The organism is Amycolatopsis coloradensis, from assembly GCF_001953865.1.
Taxonomy (GTDB): domain Bacteria; phylum Actinomycetota; class Actinomycetes; order Mycobacteriales; family Pseudonocardiaceae; genus Amycolatopsis; species Amycolatopsis coloradensis.
The window spans coordinates 403521-422789 of sequence record NZ_MQUQ01000005.1 but is presented as its reverse complement, the minus strand read 5'-3'; the positions used below and the strand labels follow the sequence as shown (position 1 = coordinate 422789).

The 19269-nt window shown below is 67.9% G+C and carries 18 protein-coding genes; 9 read left to right on the top strand and 9 right to left on the bottom strand.

Annotation, left to right across the window (positions count from 1 at the left end; translation table 11 throughout):
* Positions 1-8 precede the first annotated feature (8 nt).
* Positions 9-296, bottom strand: coding sequence for a DUF1905 domain-containing protein (locus BS329_RS11505; protein ID WP_076159141.1), 288 nt, complete (start codon positions 294-296; stop codon positions 9-11).
* A 42-nt stretch (positions 297-338) separates the two neighbouring features.
* Complete coding sequence (locus BS329_RS11500; RefSeq protein ID WP_076159138.1) at positions 339-1880, bottom strand: GMC family oxidoreductase; 1542 nt, start codon at positions 1878-1880, stop codon at positions 339-341.
* Positions 1881-2033: 153 nt separating this feature from the next.
* Here BS329_RS11500 and BS329_RS11495 point away from each other — a divergent pair, with 153 nt between their 5' ends.
* From BS329_RS11495 to BS329_RS11485, 3 genes are read left to right on the top strand one after another with little or no spacing between them, the layout of a single operon-like run.
* Complete coding sequence (locus BS329_RS11495; protein ID WP_076159135.1) at positions 2034-3389, top strand: aminotransferase family protein; 1356 nt, start codon at positions 2034-2036, stop codon at positions 3387-3389.
* Positions 3386-4603: an epoxide hydrolase family protein gene (locus BS329_RS11490; RefSeq protein ID WP_076159132.1), complete on the top strand. Its 1218-nt coding sequence runs from the start codon at positions 3386-3388 to the stop codon at positions 4601-4603. The genes BS329_RS11495 and BS329_RS11490 overlap by 4 nt, the downstream gene beginning before the upstream one ends.
* The gene (locus BS329_RS11485; RefSeq protein WP_076159129.1) at positions 4596-5423 is read left to right on the top strand and encodes an alpha/beta fold hydrolase; all 828 of its coding nucleotides are present in this window, start codon (positions 4596-4598) and stop codon (positions 5421-5423) included. The genes BS329_RS11490 and BS329_RS11485 overlap by 8 nt, the downstream gene beginning before the upstream one ends.
* Positions 5424-5485: 62 nt before the next feature.
* Here BS329_RS11485 and BS329_RS11480 read toward each other — a convergent pair whose 3' ends face one another.
* Together BS329_RS11480 and BS329_RS11475 are read right to left on the bottom strand one after the other, a co-directional pair.
* Positions 5486-5881 (bottom strand): SgcJ/EcaC family oxidoreductase, encoded by a 396-nt coding sequence (locus tag BS329_RS11480; RefSeq protein WP_076159127.1) that lies wholly within the window; start codon positions 5879-5881, stop codon positions 5486-5488.
* Complete coding sequence (locus BS329_RS11475; protein WP_076159124.1) at positions 5878-6216, bottom strand: hypothetical protein; 339 nt, start codon at positions 6214-6216, stop codon at positions 5878-5880. Before BS329_RS11475 ends, BS329_RS11480 begins: the two co-directional genes overlap by 4 nt.
* 192 nt (positions 6217-6408) lie before the next feature.
* Here BS329_RS11475 and BS329_RS11470 point away from each other — a divergent pair, with 192 nt between their 5' ends.
* Both BS329_RS11470 and BS329_RS11465 read left to right on the top strand, forming a co-directional pair.
* Positions 6409-7812 carry an FAD-dependent oxidoreductase gene (locus BS329_RS11470; RefSeq protein ID WP_076159121.1) on the top strand — a complete coding sequence of 468 codons (1404 nt, stop codon included), beginning with the start codon at positions 6409-6411 and terminating at the stop codon, positions 7810-7812.
* Between the two features lie 31 nt (positions 7813-7843).
* Positions 7844-9310, top strand: coding sequence for an MFS transporter (locus BS329_RS11465; protein WP_076159118.1), 1467 nt, complete (start codon positions 7844-7846; stop codon positions 9308-9310).
* Between the two features lie 65 nt (positions 9311-9375).
* Here BS329_RS11465 and BS329_RS11460 read toward each other — a convergent pair whose 3' ends face one another.
* Both BS329_RS11460 and BS329_RS11455 read right to left on the bottom strand, forming a co-directional pair.
* On the bottom strand, positions 9376-10947 hold the full coding sequence (locus BS329_RS11460) for a tryptophan halogenase family protein (protein ID WP_158075770.1): 1572 nt from the start codon (positions 10945-10947) through the stop codon (positions 9376-9378).
* A 205-nt stretch (positions 10948-11152) separates the two neighbouring features.
* Entirely contained in the window at positions 11153-11581 is a 429-nt protein-coding gene (locus BS329_RS11455) for an enediyne antibiotic chromoprotein (protein WP_076160198.1), read from the bottom strand.
* 298 nt (positions 11582-11879) lie between these two features.
* On the opposite strand from BS329_RS11455, the gene BS329_RS11450 reads away from it, so the two are divergent.
* The 4 genes from BS329_RS11450 (at position 11880) to BS329_RS11435 (ending at position 15687) form a co-directional block, all read left to right on the top strand.
* Entirely contained in the window at positions 11880-12719 is an 840-nt protein-coding gene (locus tag BS329_RS11450) for an alpha/beta fold hydrolase (RefSeq protein ID WP_076159115.1), read from the top strand.
* A gap of 34 nt (positions 12720-12753) precedes the next feature.
* Positions 12754-13992, top strand: coding sequence for a cytochrome P450 family protein (locus BS329_RS11445; RefSeq protein WP_076159112.1), 1239 nt, complete (start codon positions 12754-12756; stop codon positions 13990-13992).
* Entirely contained in the window at positions 13989-14771 is a 783-nt protein-coding gene (locus BS329_RS11440) for an SDR family NAD(P)-dependent oxidoreductase (RefSeq protein WP_076159109.1), read from the top strand. The genes BS329_RS11445 and BS329_RS11440 overlap by 4 nt, the downstream gene beginning before the upstream one ends.
* Before the next feature lie 118 nt (positions 14772-14889).
* Positions 14890-15687 carry an alpha/beta hydrolase gene (locus BS329_RS11435; protein ID WP_076159106.1) on the top strand — a complete coding sequence of 266 codons (798 nt, stop codon included), beginning with the start codon at positions 14890-14892 and terminating at the stop codon, positions 15685-15687.
* 18 nt (positions 15688-15705) lie between these two features.
* Here BS329_RS11435 and BS329_RS11430 read toward each other — a convergent pair whose 3' ends face one another.
* The 3 genes from BS329_RS11430 to BS329_RS11420 are packed head-to-tail and all read right to left on the bottom strand — an operon-like array spanning position 15706 to position 19253.
* Positions 15706-16977: an aminotransferase family protein gene (locus BS329_RS11430; protein WP_076159104.1), complete on the bottom strand. Its 1272-nt coding sequence runs from the start codon at positions 16975-16977 to the stop codon at positions 15706-15708.
* 14 nt (positions 16978-16991) lie between these two features.
* The gene (locus BS329_RS11425; RefSeq protein ID WP_076159101.1) at positions 16992-18197 is read right to left on the bottom strand and encodes a cytochrome P450; all 1206 of its coding nucleotides are present in this window, start codon (positions 18195-18197) and stop codon (positions 16992-16994) included.
* A gap of 18 nt (positions 18198-18215) precedes the next feature.
* Positions 18216-19253, bottom strand: coding sequence for a PDR/VanB family oxidoreductase (locus BS329_RS11420; RefSeq protein WP_482746706.1), 1038 nt, complete (start codon positions 19251-19253; stop codon positions 18216-18218).
* Positions 19254-19269: the final 16 nt, after the last annotated feature.

Below are 19269 nucleotides of genomic sequence, written 5' to 3'. Positions count from 1 at the left end.
TGTGTCGGCTAGGAAATCCGCTTGGTCAGGTGCACGGTGACCTTGTCGCCGATCTCCTTCTGGATGACCTTCCGGAACGGCTTGCGCAGCGGCATCATGTGCACGCCACCGCCGATCGGCAGCATGCTCGCCTCGTAGTCGTGGCCGTCCACGGTGCCGCTGACCTTGACGGCCTTGCCGGTGCCGAAGAACTCCGCGGAGTCCGGCATGTTCACACACGGCCAGCCACTGTTGCTGTCGGGAATGACTTCGGCCGTGAAGGTCACGTCGATCGCCTGCGGTGTGTTGTCAGCCATGATATCGGATCTTCCTCGTCGTAGTTCATGAGCCGTCGTAGTTCAGGTGCCCGCGTGGAGAATCAACTCCGCCGCTTTCTCGGCGATGGCGATGACCGGGGCGTTGGTATTGCCCCGCACGATCGTCGGCATGACGGAAGCGTCCACGACACGAAGTGATTCTATTCCAAGAACCCGCAAATGCGCATCCACGACGCGGCCCATTCCACAGGTACCCACCGGATGGTGGCCGGTGAGCACGTTACGCCGGGTGAAATCAGCCAGATCCGCTTCGGTGTCGGAGGCGGGCGCCGCGATGGCGTCGAGCGTGTACGGCTTGAGCGCCACCTGCCGGGAGAGATGCAGGCTGATCCGCACGCCTTCGATCGCCATCGCCAGGTCGGCCGGATCGGCGAGGTAGTTCTGCACGATCTTCGGTTTGGCGGTGGGTTCGGGGCTGAACAGGGTCACGTTCCCGCGGGTGCGCGGTTTCGCCACGGAGGCACCGAACGAAAGCGCGTGGCGGGACGGCGGCGAGAGGAAGCCGTCGGAGACCATCAAGGGCATACAGATGAGCTGGAGATCCGGGGCGTCACCGGTGACCGTCACGAAGCCCCCGGTCTCCGGGCCACCCGAAGTGAGGAAACCCGCCGCCTCGCGTTCGTACCGCTCGGCGTGCTCGGGCTCACCGGCGGCGAGGAGGCTCACCGGCTGGTCGTGGCCGAAACTCAGCCAGACATGCGGATGGTCCTGGAGGTGCTGCCCGACGTCGGGCAGGTCGACGGCGACGTCGAGACCGAACGCGCGGAGGTGATCGGCCGGGCCGATCCCCGAATGCATCAGGATCTTCGGCGAGTTGTAGGTACCGGCGCTGATGATGACTTCGCGCTCGGCGCGGATTTCGATGATCTCGTCGAGCCGGTTGCCGACGATCCCGACCGCCCTGCCGTTTTCGACGAGGACGCGGTGCACTTCGAGGTCGGTCTCGACGGTGAGATTCGGACGGCCCAGCACCGGACGCAGGAACTCCGACGAGGTACTCGCCCGGCGGCCATCCCGCTGTGTCACCTGGAATACGCCGAACCCGTCCTGGGTGACGCCGTTGAAGTCGGCGTTGTGGTGGTAGCCCGCCTCGAGCGCGGCCTCGGTGAACGCGGCGGAGCTGGGATTCCCCGTCCGTCCGTCACTGACCCGCAGCGGTCCGCCGACACCGTGGAACTCGTCCTCGCCGCGTTCGTTGTCCTCCGAACGCCGGAAGAACGGGAGTATCCCGACGAAATCCCAGCCGGGCTGGGCCCACTCGTCGAAGTCGGCGCGGTTGCCCCGGACGTAGGCGCCGCCGTTCACCGAACTCCCGCCGCCGACGACACGGGCCTGCGGCAGGTAGACCCGCCGTCCCCCGAGGTGCGGCTCCTGATGGGTGTCGAAATCCCAGTCGTACCGGGTCTTGAAGAACTTTCCCCCGGCGACGGGGACCTGGAAGTTCGGATGATCGTCGGACGACCCTGCTTCGATCAGCACGACGGAGACGGACGGGTCCGCGCTCAACCGGTTGGCGAGGACGCAACCGGCCGCACCGGCCCCAACCACGACGAAATCGACCATAACGGAAATTGAACAAGATCGACGGGGACCCGGATTCTCCTCGGTTGCGGGAAGAACTCCTGAATCCCGCGGCAATCGTTGAGAAGACCACCGAGGCCGTCTCCCCTAGCGTGGGTGGTGTCTGATGCCGGAATCCGCGGAGGGAACGCCGAAATGACCATCGCTAGCGAGGCGCGGGGGAGCGCGGAGTACGCGGCCGCGCTTCAGGCTCTGGACCGCAAGCACCTCATCCACCCGCACCAGAACCCGACGCGGACCGAGCGCAACATCTTCGTCCGCGGCAAGGGATCCGTGGTGTGGGACGCCGCGGACGTCCCGTTCATCGACGGGATGGCGGGTGGCAACTGGGTGGTCGCCGTCGGCCACGGGCGCGCCGAACTCGCGGAGGCCGCGGCGGCACAGGCGGAGAAGCTGGAGTATTTCTCGCTGTGGCGCGAATATTCGAACGAGCCCGCGATCCGGCTCGGCGCCCGCCTCGCGGAGCTCGCCCCGGCGGGGATGACCAAGATCCACTTCACCAGCGGTGGTTCGGACGGGACCGAGGCGGCGCTCAAGATCGCGCGCCGGTACCACTTCGAACGCGGTGACACCGAGCGGACCTGGATCATCGGACGGCAGTTCGGTTACCACGGAACGACTCTCGCCGGCGGTTCGGTCAGCGGTATGGACGACATGCACTTCGGCGCCGGGCCGACCATGCCGCACGTCGCCAAGGTGAGCCCGCCCATGCTGTCTCATCCGGAGATGTTCGGCGGGCAGGACCCGACGGACTTTCTGGTGCAGGAACTGGAAACCGAGATCCTCCGGATCGGACCGGAGAAGATCGCCGCGATGATCGGCGAGCCGGTGATGGGCGGTGGCGGTGTCATCGTGGCGCCTGAGGACTACTGGCCGCGGATCCGCACCCTGCTGTCCAAGTACGGCATCCTGCTGATCGCCGACGAGGTCATCACCGGCTTCGGCCGCACGGGCGACTGGTTCGCTTCGGCGCACTACAGCCCGGACATCATCGTCACCGCCAAGGGGATCTCCAGTGGCTACGCGCCGCTCGGCGCCGTCCTCATGCGTGACGAGATCGGCGAGGTCATGGTCGGCAACCCGGAGAAGTTCTTCTTCCACGGGCTGACCTACTCGGGGCATCCGGTCGCGTGCGCGCTGGCGCTGGTGAACCTCGACATCATCGAACGGGAGAACATCCTCGGCCAGGCCAAGAAGATCGAGAGCTGGTTCACCGAGGGCCTCGACGGCATCCGTGACCTCCCGAACGTCCACGACGTCCGCGTGCACGGCGCCATGGTCGGCATCGAACTGACCGCCGACCCGGACACCGGCGAGCCGATGCCGTTCGACCGCATGGTCGCGATCATCGACGACCTGCGCGGCAAGCACCGCGTCCTGGCCCGTGACTACGGTCCCACGCTCGTCGTCGGTCCGCCGCTCGTGCTCGAAGAAGAACAGGCCGCGGAGATCTCCGCCGCCATCACCGACGTACTGAGGACCCGGTCATGACTCCGTTCAAAGTGGACATTCCGCAGGAAGCCATCGACGACCTGCGCAGGCGGCTCGACGACACCCGCTGGCCAGCCGAGACTCCCGACGTCGGCTGGACCCGCGGTGTGCCGCAGTCCTATCTGAAGGAACTCGTCGAGTACTGGCGCACCGAATACGACTGGCGTGCCACCGAAGCGAAGATCAACCAGTTCCCCCAGGTTGTCACGAACATCGACGGGGCGAACATCCACTACCTGCACGTCCGTTCGCCGGAACCGGACGCGACGCCGATGGTGATGACGACCGGCTGGCCGAGTTCGATCATCGAGTACCTGGACCTCATCGGGCCGCTGACCGACCCGCGATCCCACGGCGGCGACCCGAAGGACGCCTACCATCTCGTCATCCCGACGTTGCCGGGTTTCGGTTTCTCCACTCCGCTGACCCAGCACGGCTGGACCGTCCCCAAGATGTCGGAGATCTGGGGCAAGCTGATGGCCGAGATCGGCTACGACCGCTACATCGTCCAGGGCGCGGACTGGGGTTCGTTCATTTCGATCATCTTGGCCGCGATGAAGCCGGAGAACGTGCTCGCCGCACACGTCAACTTCCTGGTGACCCCGCCCGCCGGCGCGAGCGATCTCGAAGGCCTGAGCGAAGAGGAACTCGAACTGCTCGACCCGTACATGTTCCCCGCGCCGGGGTACATGGTCGAGCACGCGACCCGGCCGCAGACGCTGAGCTACAGTCTCGCCGATTCGCCGGTCGGGCAACTCGCCTGGTACATCGAGAAGTTCCACGGCTGGTCGGGTGCCGTCGATTCGCCGGAGGAGGTCTTCGATCGCGATGACCTGCTCGCCAACGTGACGCTCTACTGGCTCACCGGCTCGGCGGGCAACGCGGCGCACTTCTACTGCGACAACGCCCAGTTCACCCGGACCTCGGCGACGCCGCACCCCGAACTGGCCGTCGCGCACCCGAGGTTCGAGGAATACAGGACGTTCGTGGCGCCCCTGCCGCCGATCTCCACGCCGATCGGTGTGGCGGCGTACAAGTACGACATCATGGAGCCGATCCGCACCTACGCGGACCGGGCCTTCTCCGACATCGTGCAGTGGCGGCGGCTCGACCGGGGTGGTCACTTCCCGGGCCTCGAGGCGCCCGACCTGTTCCTCGACGATCTCCGGAAGTTCAAGCAGGCCTTGCGAGCGAGGGGTTCGGACCGTGACTGACCAGGCCAACATCGAGAACCTCGACTACGGCAACCGCGACCTCCCGATCGAGACGGTGAGGTCCGCCGACGGGACCACCATCGCCTACGAGAAGTCGGGCACCGGACCGCCGGTGATCATCATCGGCGGCGGCCTGAACGAGAAGGCGATGCACGCCGAACTCGCCGAGGGCCTGTCCGAGAACTTCACCGTGTACAACTACGACCGCCGTGCTCGCGGTGACAGCGACGACAAGCGCGTTGGGCCGTACACAGTGGACATCGAGATCGAGGACCTGGAGGCGGTGATCGAGGCCGCGGGCGGCACCGCCCACGTCTTCGCGAACTGCACCGGCTCGATGATCGCCGTACCGGCGGCCGCGCGTGGCGTCCCCATGCTCAAGCTGGCCATGTACGAACCCCCGTACAGCGGCCCGAAGGTCCCGCCCGGCTACACCGAGCAGCTCAGGGAGCTGCTCGAACAGGACAGGGTCAAGGAGGCCGTCTCCCTGTTCCTGAAATGGGACGCGCTTTTCACCGAGGACGAGATCGCTTTCTTCTCGACGCATCCGATCTGGCCCGCGTTCGAGGCGATGGCGCATTCGATGCCGTACGACTCGATCCTGTCCGACGACGCGGACCGCGTCCCGGCCGAGGAACTGAGCGCGATCACGGTGCCCGGTCTGGTGCTCGGCGGGAACAAGAGTCCACAGTGGATGAAAGACATGTGCCAGGCCGTCGCCGACGGGATCCCGCGGGGTGAGTACGTCACCATGGACACCGCGGGGCACCTGATGGACGACACGCTGGGCGCCGAACTGCTGACGAAGTTCTTCCGATGAGGTAAGTGAAAGAGCCCCTGCCCGCGAAGTTCGCGGGCAGGGACTCCTTCGCGCGAAAGCCGTCAGTCGCGCGGCGTGTTCTGGTAGGCGGCGAGCTTCCATTCGCCGTCCCGCAGGACAGCGGTCCACGAAGCACGCACCTTGGCGTTCTCGGCGACCTCGGTGTCACCGGCCTGGATCACGCCGCCTTCGGTGTACAGCACGACGACTCCGGGCGCGATCTCGCGGACGTCGAACGGGGTGCCGGTGACCTGGGAGCCCTGATAGGCCGTGGCGAACGCGCCGCCCATGAACTTCGCGATGTCGTCGCGGCCCTTGACGTGGACGCCGGGCAGGATCATCGTGCCGTCCTCGACGAACACGTCGGCGAACGCCTCCGCGTCGTGGCGGGCCCAGGCGGCGACGATCTGGCCGGGCAGGGCGGCCACTCCGGTGGCGGTGTCGGCGGTTGCGGTCATCGGTCTGTCTCCTGTCGTTCGTTTCCGTTGTGATCACTGGAGAAGCCATAGGAGCCGATGAGCGTGGCCCCACTGGGTACCGGTCCTTCCGGGGCCCGTTCGCGAATGCCCCGTTGGAACTCGTGGAAGGCGGTCGAAGCGGCTAGAGGGTTCCCATCGCCCTCGACGACACCGACGTGGACGAAACTCACCCCGTCGTCGAGCCTGAACGACGCGTAGCTCAGCCCCCCGGGCTGTTCCCGCGCCAATTCCGCGAAGACGGCTTCCACCAATTCCTTGTTCTCACCGGCGGTTTCCGGGGTCGTCTGGTAACGGACGACGAACGCCGAACCCATTCCGTTCTCCTTCCTCGTGACGCGGAGGTCCACATCGGAAACTACGCGTTCACCGGGCGCCGGAACACCGCCTCGGACCAAGCTCGCAACCGCGGAGAAGCGCCTCGCAAAGCGGGAGAAGAGGACACCTGGGGAGCGGCATAGCGTTTTTCGTGTCCGCCCACTCACCTGATCACCGAAAGGCATACGCCAATGGGAACGAAAATCGGCGATCACGCCGTCGTGCTCGGGGGCAGCATCGCCGGGATGCTCGCCGCCCGCGTGCTTTCCGACGCCTACCGCCAGGTGACCGTCATCGAACGTGACGACCTCACCGCGGCCGGGACGGACCCGCGCCCGGCGATCTCGTGGGCGATCCACATCCACGCCCTGCTCGAACGCGGGCGGATCATCATCGAAGACCTGTTCCCCGGGTTCGTCGACGACATGATCGCGGCGGGCGTCCCGGTCGGCGACTACGGCTCGACCTGCCACTACTACTTCAACGGCGAGATGTTCGCCGTCACCGACACCGGGATGGCCTGTGTGGCCGCGAACCGCCCGGTGATCGAGCACTTCCTCCGTTCCCGCACGCTGCCCCGCCCCGGCGTCGTCCTGCGTGAGCGCACGGACATCGTCGGCCTGGTCTCGAACGAGCGCGACGAACGCATCACCGGTGTCCGCGTGCAGAGCCGGGACGGCGGTGGCGAGGAGGTCATCAGCGCGGACCTGATCGTCGACGCCTCCGGCCGCGGCTCGCGGTCCCCGCGCTGGCTCGAGGAACTCGGCTACGAGAAGGCGCCGGAGGAGAAGGTCCAGATGGACCTGACCTACACGACGATGGACTTCGTCGGCCCGCTGCCGGTCGACCCGCTCGGTGAGGACATCGCGCTGGTCCCGACCGCGACCCCGGACTTCCCGCGCGGCGGCATCTTCGCGCGCCTCGCCGACCGGTACGCCCTCACCCTCACCGGCATCGCGGGCGACCGGGCGCCGACCGACCACGAAGGTTTCCTGGCCTACGCCAAGACGTTGCCGGTCAAGGAGGTCTACGACGCCATCGAGAACGCGGAGCAGCGCGCGCCGGCCGGATCGTTCCGGTTCCCGGCCAGCGTCCGCCGCCACTACGAGAAGCTGAGCCGCTTCCCCGCCGGGTACCTGATCCTCGGCGACGCCGCCTGCATCTTCAACCCCGTCTACGCCCAGGGCATGACGGTCGCCGCGATGGGCGCGAACGTACTGCGCAAGCATCTGGAAAAGGGTGTCGAGCCGGACTTCCGCGGCTACTTCCGCGACCTGGCCAAGGCGACCGACTCGCCGTGGATGATGTCCGCTTCCGCCGACCTCGGTTACGAGACGGTGCGCGGGAAGCGCACCCTCGCCACCAAGATCGGCAACGCCTACATGTCGAAGGTGATGGCGGCCGCCGCCAACGACCCGGTGGTGGCCCGCGGGTTCATGCGCACCATCTCACTGATCGACCCGCCGCAGGCGCTGATGAAGCCGTCGATGATGCGCCGGGTCCTGCTCTCCGGCGGCGGCAAGAAGAACGCCACCGTCACCCCCCTTCCGCCGCCCCGGACCGACACCGGCGACGCCGAGCGTTCCGCGGCTTGATCCGCTTTTCGCCCAAGAACAAGGAGTTCCGGTGAGTCATCTCCAAGCGGCGGGCGACGCCGTCAGATTCCGCTGGGCCGCGCTGGTCCTGTTGTGCGCGGCCAACTTCGCGGTCCTGCTGGATTCGCAGAGCGTCATCCTGGCGTTGCCTTCGCTGGCGCCCGACCTCGGGATGGCACCCGCCGACGCGCAATGGGTGCTGAGCGCGAAGCTCATCACCTTCGGCGGGCTGCTCATCCTCGGGGGCCGGGCGGCCGACCACTTCGGCAGGCGCCGGGTGTTCGTGCTCGGCACGGCGTTGTTCCTCGTCGGCTCGGTGCTCTGCGGGCTGGCGTGGAGCCCGGCGGTGATCATCGCCGCGCGGGCGCTCAGCGGGATCGCGGCGGCGCTGATGGTGCCGACGGCGTTGTCGATCCTCATGAACACCTTCCCGGAGGGCAAGAGCCGCAACACCGCGCTCGCCGGCTGGTCCGGGATCGGCGGGATCGGCGCGACGGCGGGCCTGCTCGTCGGCGGGCTGCTCACCCAGACCCTGGGCTGGCAGTGGGTGTTCTACGTCAACGTGCCGATCGCGGTGCTCGTCATGCTGCTCGCCCCGGTGCTCCTGCGGGAGAGCCGTGCTTCCGGCAAGCGCCGCAGCCAGGACGTCGCGGGGGCCGTGATCAGTACACTCGCACTCGTCGCGATCATCCTCGCCGTCGTCCAGGCGCCGGTGTGGGGCTGGACGAGCGCGCCGACACTCATCCTGTTCGTGGTCGCCGCCGCGCTGCTCGCGCTGTTCGTGGCCGTGGAGAAGCGTTCGGCGTCGCCACTCGTGCCGCTGGCGCTGATCCGGCGCCCGGCGCTCGCGGGCGGCAACCTCGTCACGGTGGCGATGGGTATGGCGGCATTCGGCCTCTCGGTCACCATTTCGATGTACGGCCAGGTCGTCCTCGGCTACAGCCCGCTGGAATTCGGCGTGCTGCAATCCGTCATGCCGACACTGGCGTTCTTCGGCGCCTACGTCGGACAGGCCGTGGTCACGCGGATGGGTGTCCGGCCGGTCGTCGCGGCCTGTCTCGTCCTGCTCGGCGCCGGCTGCCTGCTGCTCTCGCAGGTCCCGGTCGACGGCAGCTACGGGGCCGACATCCTGTGGGGCCTCGTCGTCTTCGGCCCGGGTCTCGGCGCGGGCATGGCGGCCGCTTCGGTGGCCGCGCTGTCCAGGGTGCCGCGGGCCGACAGCGGTGCGGCGTCGGGGATCAACGTCGCCTCGTTCCAGATCGGCGGCGCGCTCGGGGTCGCCGTGGTCACCTCGGTGTCCACGTCGTTCACCGCCGCGCCGGGCGGGCCCGCCGAGTTCACCACCGGGCTCCGGGCCGCGTTCATCGCGTGCGTGGTCTTCGCCGTCATCGGCCTCGGCGTGACCTTCACCTTGCTGAAGGGGAACAAGAAGCGGCACCTGCACAGCATCGACGGCCAGGACAGGGGTGACCGTCCGGACCTCCCGCTCGCAGGCTGACCCGTACTCCGCGTGAAGGCCCCCTTCCCTCGGCTGAGTCGAGGGAAGGGGGCCTTCACGCGGGATCAGAAGCCGCGGTGCAGGGCCTCGATGTACTCGCGGTGGCCGGGCAGTCCGGCCGAGTAGATCTCGCGTTCTTTGTCGATCTTCTCGAACATCTCCCACGCGGCGGCGTCGTTCATCTTCTCGACCGACGGCGGCGCCTTCTTGAAGCCGAAGTCCATTCCGGACAGGATCGCCCAGATGCTGCGGGTCTCGAACAACCGCAACTGGCTGCCGTCCGGGATGATGACGCTCTCCGCGTACTCGGTGAGCTTCTCCTCCAGGCTCGCCGGGATCGGCGCCTCCCGCACGGCGTTCCAGAACTCGGTGTCGTCGCGGTCGGTGAGCGTGTAGTGCATGACGATGAAGTCGCGCAGGTCCTCGAACGCGCCGACCATGAGTTCGTTGTAGCGGGCCTTGCGGCGCTCGTCGAAGTCCGAATCCGGGAAGTGCAGCACCAGCAACGCGAGCTGGTATTCGATGAGGGCGATCGTGGTGGATTCCAGCGGTTCGACGAAGCAGCTCGACAGCCCGACGGCGATACAGTTGTTCACCCACGAACGCCGGTTGTGCCCCACCCGCATCTTGATGTGGTTGCCGTCGATGTCGTATCCACGGCCGCCGAGGTGCTCGCGCAACCGCCGCTCGGCCTTGTCCGGCGTGGTGAACGCGCTGGAGTAGACGAAACCGGTGCCGTCGCGGTCGGCGAGGGGGATCTCCCAGATCCAGCCATCCGGCTTCGCGGTGGCGGAGGTGTACGGCCGCAGGCCGCCCTCCCGGTGCCGCGCGGGAAGCGCGACGGCGGAGTCGCACAGCAGGACGTCGTTGGCGCTGACGAACGGCTCGTTCAGCGTCTTGTTGATCAGCAGGCCCCGGAATCCGGTGCAGTCCAGGAAAAGATCGGCTTCGATCTCGCCGGCGGTGTCGGTGACGACCTTCTCGATGGTGCCGCGCGGGTCGACGGTCACCGAGGTCACGTCCGCCGAAACGAACTTCACGCCGCGGCCGGTCGCCAGTTCGCGAAGGTACTTGGCGATCAGCGCGGCGTCGAAGTGGTAGGCGTAGCGGTAGCCGGGGTCCGGAGCGTCGGTGCCGGGCAACGGTTTCGGGGCCTTGTTGAGTTCGCAGAGACGCTGTAGCGCCATTCCCGCGTCACCGAAGGTCTCGCGCACCCGCGTGTCGCCGGCCAAGCGCTGCTTCAGCCAGAAGTGCGCGAGCGAGACGCCACGGCCGAACCGCTTGTGGAACGGCTTCTCGTAGTTCTGCACCGCGGGTTCGGGAACGTCGAAGAACGGGTGGTAGTAGGTGTGGCTGTCGCGGCCCTCGTGCGGTTTGCGCCAGTCGTTGAACCGGACGGCGGACTTGAAGACCGCGTTGGTCTTCGGCATCCAGTCTTCTTCTTTCATCCCAAGGAAGGCGAAGGTGGTCCGCAGGGTCGGAACGGTGGCCTCCCCCACCCCGATCCGCGGGATCCGCGGTGATTCGATCAGGGTGATGTCGACTTTTCCGCCGAAGGCTCGATTCAGGTACGCGGCGGACAGCCAGCCTGCCGTCCCTCCACCGACGATCACGATCTTTTCGATTGGACGTGCCACGACAAGTGCTCCTTTGCGGTCCAGAATCCCCCATTGAGCTGCGCAAACGAGCGTAGGTTCCGATCGCACGATCGGGCAGGGTCCACCTCACCCCTGACCGATGAGTTACGACTTGACGATCATGAAGTTCGCCTCAAGCGGACATAAGGGCACGGATCGCCGCGAGGCGACCCGTGCCCTTTGTTATTCCGTCGTGCGATCGCTCTTACTGGAAGGAAATGGCGACCCCGGCCGGACCATTACCCGCGTCGTCGGCGAGGCCGATCACACAGGTGACCGCCGCGCAATCGACGGTGCCGTACGAAGTGCCGTCGAAAAGAATTCCTTCGAAGCTCTTCTTCACGGTCAGCGGAGTGGAAAGGGTGCCGTCACCCGCGGCGGTCACGTCCACCCGCGCCGCGGCGTTGCAGGCGAGCACTCCGGAAGACACCTCGGCACACTCGCCGACGGTGTAGGCCGTGCCCGCCGTCAGACCCGACGCACCCACCTGGACCACGGCGTTGTCGGCCAACCCGGACGACGGCGTCACCGTCGCCGAGGGGGCGTCGGCCGACGCGGGCGCCTGGAAGGCGACCAGCATGCCGAGAGCGGCGGCGGCACCGGCGACGGACTTCACGAAGACGTTTTTGCGCATGACTGTTTTCTCCTTCATCGGGGTTTGGCCGGAATGAATGGCGATGGGTATTTTCGAGGTATTCCCCAGCGCTTCCGGTGATAAAGTTACGGATCTTCGTCGTTGCTTGTCAACGAATTCTGTTCGCAGTTTCGAAGAAGCCGAAGCCTCTCGATCACCTATACCCTTTGCGCACTATGTCGGGTTCGCCTCCCCACCGGGCGGCCCGCGGCCGGAGCATGCCGGCAAGCAGGGAGATGGCAGCGAGGTGAGCGCGACCTAGCGTGGGAAGCGGGTTTCGACAGGCGGGAGATTCGTGATGGCGAACCAGGAAACCGCGGCCAGTCTCGGCAACATCGGGTTCGGGGCACGCGGTCTCGTGCTCGAACACGTGACATCGGCGGACGGGACGCGGATCGCCTTCGAGAAATCCGGGGAAGGCCCGCCGGTGATCATCCTCGGCGGCGGGCTCAACGAGAAGGCCATGTTCGCCGACCTGGCCGAACTGCTCTCGGAGGATTTCACCGTCTACAACTACGACCGCCGCGGTCGCGGGAACAGCGAGGACAACGGCGGCCTGTCGGGATACACGATCGACCGGGAGGTCGAAGACCTGGCGGCGGTACTCGAGGCGGCTGGCCCCGACGCGGCCGTCTTCGCCAACTGCACCGGCGGCCTGATCGCCATGCGGGCGGCGGCCCAAGGTGTCCCGATGGGACGGATGGCGCTGTACGAACCCACTTACGGCGGTCATCAGCTTCCGGAGTCCTATATGGACGATCTGGAGCGGATGGTCGCCGCCGATCACCGCGCCGACGCCGTCGCGTTGTTCCTCAAGGAGAACGTCCGGTTCAGCTCGGAGACCATCGAAGGATTCAAGTCCCTTCCCATCTGGCCGTCGTTCGAGGCCATGGCCCCGACGACGCTCTACGACTCCATCCTCGACGCGAACCACGAGTCCGTCCCGTTCGACCAACTGCCCGGGATCAGGGTGCCGACCCTGGTCATCGGCGGCCGGGAAAGCCCTTCCTGGCTGATCGACAACTGCCACGCCCTCGCCGACGGGCTGCCCAACGGCCAGTACGTGTGCATGAACGAGGGGCACCTGTTCAACCAGAAGGCGGGCGCCCCACTGCTCACGGTGTTCTTCCGCTCCTGATTCCACCTTTTTCGATCGTTGAGGAGAAGATCCGATGGAAAGCCGCTGCCCTTACACCCTGGACATCGCGGGTACGGACATTCACGCCGAGAGTGAGGCTCTCCGCGCACAGGGGCCGATCACCCAGGTCGAGCTGCCCGGCGGGGTGATCGGGTGGTCCGTGACCGGCTACCAGGCGGCGCGCCAGGTGCTGGCCGACAACCGGTTCGCCAAGGACCCGCAGAAGTGGACCAAGTACACCGAGGGCGAGATCCCCTCGAACTGGCCGCTGATCGGCTGGCTCCTGATGGACAACATGACCACGAACGACGGTGAAGACCACCAGCGCCTGCGCAAGCTGGTTTCCCGTGGTTTCACCCCGAAGCAGGTCGAGCTGACCCGCCCGCTGATCCAGAAGATCGTCGACGACCTGCTGGACGGTCTTTCCGGCTTCGGCCCGGACGAGGTCATCGACCTCAAGGGCCGCTTCGCCACCCCGCTGCCCGCACGCGTCATCTGCGACATGTTCGGGGTGCCGGAGTCGGCCCGCGCGTCCGCCCTGCGTGGCGCGGGCGTCAACGTCACCACGACCACCTCCGGTGACGAGGCCGAGGCGAACGTCGAGCTGTGGCATCAGGAGCTGACCGAGCTCGCCGAGTTCAAACGCGAGAACCCCGGCGACGACCTGACCAGCCTCCTGCTCGCCGCGCGCGAGGAGGACGGCAGCAGGCTCACCGACGAGGAGATGGTCGGCACCCTGCACCTGATGCTCGGCGCGGGTTCCGAGACCCTCATGAACGCGCTCAGCGCCGCCGTCGTCGCGCTGCTGAGCCAGCCCGAGCAGAAGGCACTCCTGGACAGCGGCCAGGTTTCCTGGGACGACGTCATCGAAGAGGCCCTGCGGGTCAACGCCCCGGTCGCGCAGCTCCCGCTGCGGTACGCGACCGAGGACGTCGAGGTCGCCGGGGTCACCATCCGCAAGGGCGATCCGGTGCTGATGGGCTTCACCGCCATCGGCCGCGACCCGGAGAACCACGGCGAGACCGCCGGGCGGTTCGACGCCACCCGCGCCGACAAGACCCACCTGTCGTTCGGGCACGGCGCGCACTTCTGCCTCGGCGCGCCGCTGGCGCGGCTGGAGCTGCGGCTCGCGCTCCCGGCGCTGTTCGCCCGCTACCCGGACCTCAAGCTCGCTGTCGGCGTCGACGAGCTCGAAGGCCAGGGGACGTTCATCATGAACGGCCACAAGGAGGTCCCGGTGCGCCTGGGCGAGCCCTCGCTGGTCCGGTCATGACCGGCGGGTCCGTCCACGACGCTCCCCTGGCCGTGGTCACCGGAGCGTCGTCCGGCATCGGCGCGGAGTTCACTCGGGTGCTGCGAGGCCGCGGTTACCGCGTGCTCGCCGTCGCCCGCCGCGCGGACCGGCTCGAAGAGCTGGCCAAGGGCTCCGACGGCTGGATCGTCCCCTTCGTCAGGGACGTCACTTCGGATGGCGCGGCCGAGGCGATCCTCGGGCGAGCCGAGGAACTCGGCGGTGCGGACCTCGTCGTCTGCAACGCCGGCCGGGGCTCGCGTGGCCGCTTCCACGAGAGCGAGCCGTCCGACGCCCTCGGCATGATCCAGCTCAACGTGACGGCGAACGTCAACCTCGTCTCACAGGCCGTTCCGAAGATGGTCGCGCGCGGGTCGGGCGGCATCATCGTCGTCGCGTCGAACCTGGGCTTCTTCGCCACCCCGAACATGGCCGTCTACGGCGCCACGAAGGCCTTCCTGCTGTCCTTCACGGAGTCGCTGTCGGCAGAGCTGGCGGGGACCGGTGTACGCGCCATGGCGCTGTGCCCCGGGGCGACCTCGACCGAGTTCGGCGACGTCGCCGGATTGGGTGACACGGTCGAGAAGACGCCTGGCTTCACCACCGCCGAAGAGGTCGTCCGCGGTGGCCTGAAGGCGTGGGACACCGGGCGCACGATCACCGTGCCCGGAACCATCGCACGCCTGCTCACGGCGTTCCTGGCGTACTCGCCGCGGGCCGTTTCACGCCGGATCATGGGCAGGATCTTCACCGCCGGATGACCACTGTCGGGTGAATGACCGGAATTGCCGGGCGCGAGCGATGAGTTCGCGCCCGGCCCGGAGTCCAACCTGTGACGCCGCCACCCGACGGGCGGAAGTTAGCGGAAGGACGATCGAGATGACCAGCACGAACGAGATCACCATTCCCGGCGGCCGGCTGCACTACGAGGTCCGCGGCGACGGACCGCTGCTGCTGGCCATGGGCTCACCGATGGCCGCGGACGCGTTCGCGCCGCTGGCCGACGCGCTGGCGAGCCGGTTCACCGTGGTGACCCATGACCCCCGGGGTATCTCCCGGAGCCCCTTGGACGACCCGGACGAGGACTCGAGCCCGGAGAAGCGCGCCGAGGACGTCGTCGCGCTCCTGGACCACCTGGGTGCCGAAACGGCCGACGTGTTCGGTTCCAGCGGCGGTGCGATGACCACGCTCGCGCTCGCGGCCCGCCACCCCGGCCGGGTCCGGACGCTCGTCGCGCACGAACCGCCCGCGCTGACCCTGCTGCCCGACGCTGCCGAGCAGCACGCCGAAGTCGACGAGATCGTGAACGCGTTCGAGACCGAAGGCCTCGAAGCGGCCTGGGCGAAGTTCCTCGGCACCTCGGGCTTCGAGGACGACGAGGCAGGCCCGCCGCCGAGCGACTCCCCCGAGCAGGACCTGGAGGACGGGCGCCGGTTCTTCGTCCACGAACTCCGCACGACCACGCGGTACGAGCCGCGGCTCGACGCGCTGCGTGACGGGCCGTTCCGGGTCGTGGTCGGCCTCGGCGCGGACTCCGGCGGCCTGCTCACCCGGCGGACGTGCGCCGCGCTCGCCGACGAACTCGGGGTGCCGGTGACGGAGTTCCCCGGCGACCACGGCGGTTTCATCTGGGACCCGGAAGGCTTCGCCAAGCTGCTGGACGACATCCTGCTGTGACCCCCGGAGGGGCCGCCCTCAGTACTCGATGAGGGCGGCCTTCTCCGCGGCGGACAGGAGTTCCCGCGAGATCCGGTCCGCCTCGGCCGCGGTGAGGATCAGCGGCGGCGCGAGCACGACGTTCTTGCCGGTGCGCCGGACCAGGACCCCGTTGTCCCGCATCAGCTTCCGCACCTGCGCGGCCCGGCGGGACCGGTCCATCTCGACCGCGATCATCAGGCCGCGGCCGCGGATGTCGGTCACGCGAGCCAGTTCCCGCAACGGTTCCAGGGCGGCCAGCAGCTGTTCGCCCCGGGCCCGCGTGTTCGCGAGGAGCTGTTCGGACTCGATGTGATCGATGACGGCGAGTCCGGCGGCGCACGCGGTGGCGTGCCCGGAATGGGTGTGCCCGTGCACGAACCCGGCCATCTTCTTGTTGCTGTCGAAGACCTCGAAGACGTGCTGGGTGGTGGTGACGGCACCGAGCGAGATGTATCCCGCCGCCAATCCCTTGCTGGTGGCCAGGATGTCCGGCTGGACGCCGGCGTGCTGGTATCCGAACATCAGCCCGGTCCGGCCGAAACCGGTCGTGACCTCGTCCAGGACCAGCAGGATCCCGTGCTCGTCGCACAGTTCCCGCACACCGCGCAGGTAGTCCTCCGGCATGACGTAGGCACCGCGCGACTGGACCGGCTCCACGAGGACTGCGGCCGTGCGCCTTCCGTGGTCGGTCAGGAAGCCTTTCAACGCGCCGATGCCTTCTTCAGGGCCTGGAACGGTGACGAACCCGTTCGGCGTGAATTCGTCGGAGATCGGCGACGGCGCTCCGGCGGTGGCGGCCCCGGCCATCGTGGCGCCGTGATAGCCGTTGTGCAGCGAGACGACGAGTCCGCGCTCGGGCGAACCGAGTACGGCCTGGTAGAACCGCGCGATCCGGATCGCCGCCTCCATCGCCTCGGAACCGCTGTTGCAGAAGAAGGTCCGGGTCAGCGCCGGGCCTGCCAGTTCCCCGATCCGTTGCGCCAGGCGGATCGCCGGGATGTTGGCGCCCTCGCCCATGTCGTAGGTCATCAGCTTCGCCACCTGCGCGGCGATCGCGTCCACGACCGGACGGCAGGCGTAGCCCAGCGTCGCGTTGAAGCCGGACGACTTCGCGTCGAGGTAAGTGCGGCCGTCGGCGTCGGTGACCTCGCAGCCCTCGCCGGACACCGCGACCAGCGTGTCCGGGCTGACCCGGCTCGGTGACCACGGGTGCCACAGGTACTCGGCGTCGACGGCGAGCAGTTCGGCCTGCCCCTCGGTTTCGTTCATTCCGCTCAGCCTTTCTAGTGCGCGAGCCGGGCCCGGACCGGGATGGAATGCCAGGCTCGCAACGTGTTGTTGAGGCGCCGCTCCCCGGGAGCCGCCAGTTCCAGCGTCTCCACGCGCTCCGCGAGCGCGGTGATGAGACATTCGGCTTCGAGCCGCGCCAGGTTCTGCCCCACGCACTGGTGCAGGCCGAACCCGAAGCCCACGTGCCCGGACGGGTCGCGGGAGAGGTCGAACTTCTCCGGGTCGGTCCAGCGCCGGGGGTCGCGGTTGGCCGCGCCCAGGAACATCAGCACCTTCGCCCCGTCGGGCACCACGTGGTCGCCGACTCCGACATCGCCCACCGCGGTACGGAAGAACGTCTGCACCGGGGAGGCCCAGCGCACGGCCTCGTCGAACGCGATCCGCGCGAGCGACGGCTCCGCGCGAAGCCGCGCCCACTGCTCGGGATGCGTGACCAGCGCGTGCATGACCGCGGCGAGCGCGTGCACGGTGGTGTTGAACCCGGCGGCGAACAACGACCGCACGACACCCGGGGCCTGCTCGTGGGTGATCTCGCCGCGGTCGGCGGCCGCCCAGATCTGCCCGCCGAGGCCGTCCTCGCTGAGGGCCTCGCGCCGGCAGTGCTCCATGACCCAGGTCGTCAGGGACTTCGCGTGCGGCGCGCCGGCCGCGACGAGTTCGTTGCGCGGGCCGAAGGCGTTGAGGAGGAAGTCGCTGAAGGGCAACAGGTTCTCGCGGCCTTCTTCCGGCAGCCCGAGCGCGTCGCCGACAGCGCGCGGCGGGAACTTCTCCGCGATCGCCGTCACGGCGTCGAATTCGACCGTGCTGCCGGGGGTGCCGTCGAGGACCTTGCCGACCATCTTGTGCGCCTTGGCCATCCATTCGGCGCGGAGTCTGCGTTGCACGCGCGGGCCGAGCAGGTTCGCGAGAACGCGTCGCGGGGCGTCGTGATGGGGCGGGTCCGCCTCGACGACGATGCTCAGCTGCCGCCACGGTTTCTCGGTACGGAAGTTCGACAGACCGACTCCCGCGCCGGACTGGAACCCTTGCCAGTTGCGCAAAGCCGCGTACACCGCGTCGTACCGGGCGACGGCGTAGATGTCGTGCGCGCTCAAATAGGCCAGCGGCCCGGCGTCGAGCAGCGCGTGCTCGAGCGAGTACGGATCCGTCAGCACCTCGGTGCCGAACGGGTCGATGTCGATGACGGGCAACGACGTCATGGTCACGGCCTCCGCGAATTACAGATCCAGTACGAGCCGGTCGGTGCACGAACGTGAGACGCAGGGGAACATGCAGTCCCCGGCCGCGCGGTCCTCGGCGGTGAGCAGCGCGTCGCGGTGGTCGACGACACCGTCGAGGACCGTGGTCTCGCAGGTGCCGCAGACACCCTCCATACAGGACGAAAGCAGGTCGACGCCGACCGTGCGCATCGCGTCGATGACCGTCATGTCCTTGGTGACGGTGACGGTCGCCCCACGTCGCGCCAGCACGATGTCGAACGGCTCGTCGCGCACCGGCGCGCCCTGCTCCGGCGCCGAGAAACGTTCGGTCCACAAAGTGGGCGCGGGCCAAGGGGCGCAAGCGTTCTCGACGGCGTCGAGCAGCCCCGGCGGACCGCAGCAGTAGACACGGAGACCGTCACGGACCTCACCGAGCCAGGTCTGCAGATCCGGGCGGCCCTGTTCGTCCTCGGGGACGATGTGGACCTTATCGCCGTAGGACTCGAGTTCGTCCCTGAACGCCATGGAGTTCCGCGATCGGCCACCGTAGACGAGGTTCCAGCCGGCGTTGGTGAGTTCCGCCTGGTGGATCATGGGAAGCAGCGGCGTGATCCCGATCCCGCCCGCGATGAAGAGATAGTTTCTCGAGGGCACCAACGGGAAGTTGTTGCGGGGGCGGCTCACTCCGACGATGTCGCCTGTCTCGAGTTCGTCGTGGACGTAAGCGGACCCGCCACGGCCGTCGATCTCGCGGAGGACCCCGACGCGGTATTCATGGGCGTTCCACCGGTCTCCGCACAGGGAATACTGGCGGGTCAGCCCACCGGGCAGCACCAGATCGATATGGGACCCCGGCGTCCAGTCGGGCAGGCGCGCGCCGTCCGCGGCCTTCAGGATCAGCGTGACGACGCCTTCGGCCACGACGTCCTTGGCCGCGACGCGCAACGTCGTCTGCACCTGCGCCTGCATCGTGACCCGCCCTCCGCTCGGTTCCGTGCCCTCCACGGTTCCACGACGGGCGGAGGTGTACGTCTCCTTGAATGCGGGGTCTCCCACGAGGGGCAGAGCAATC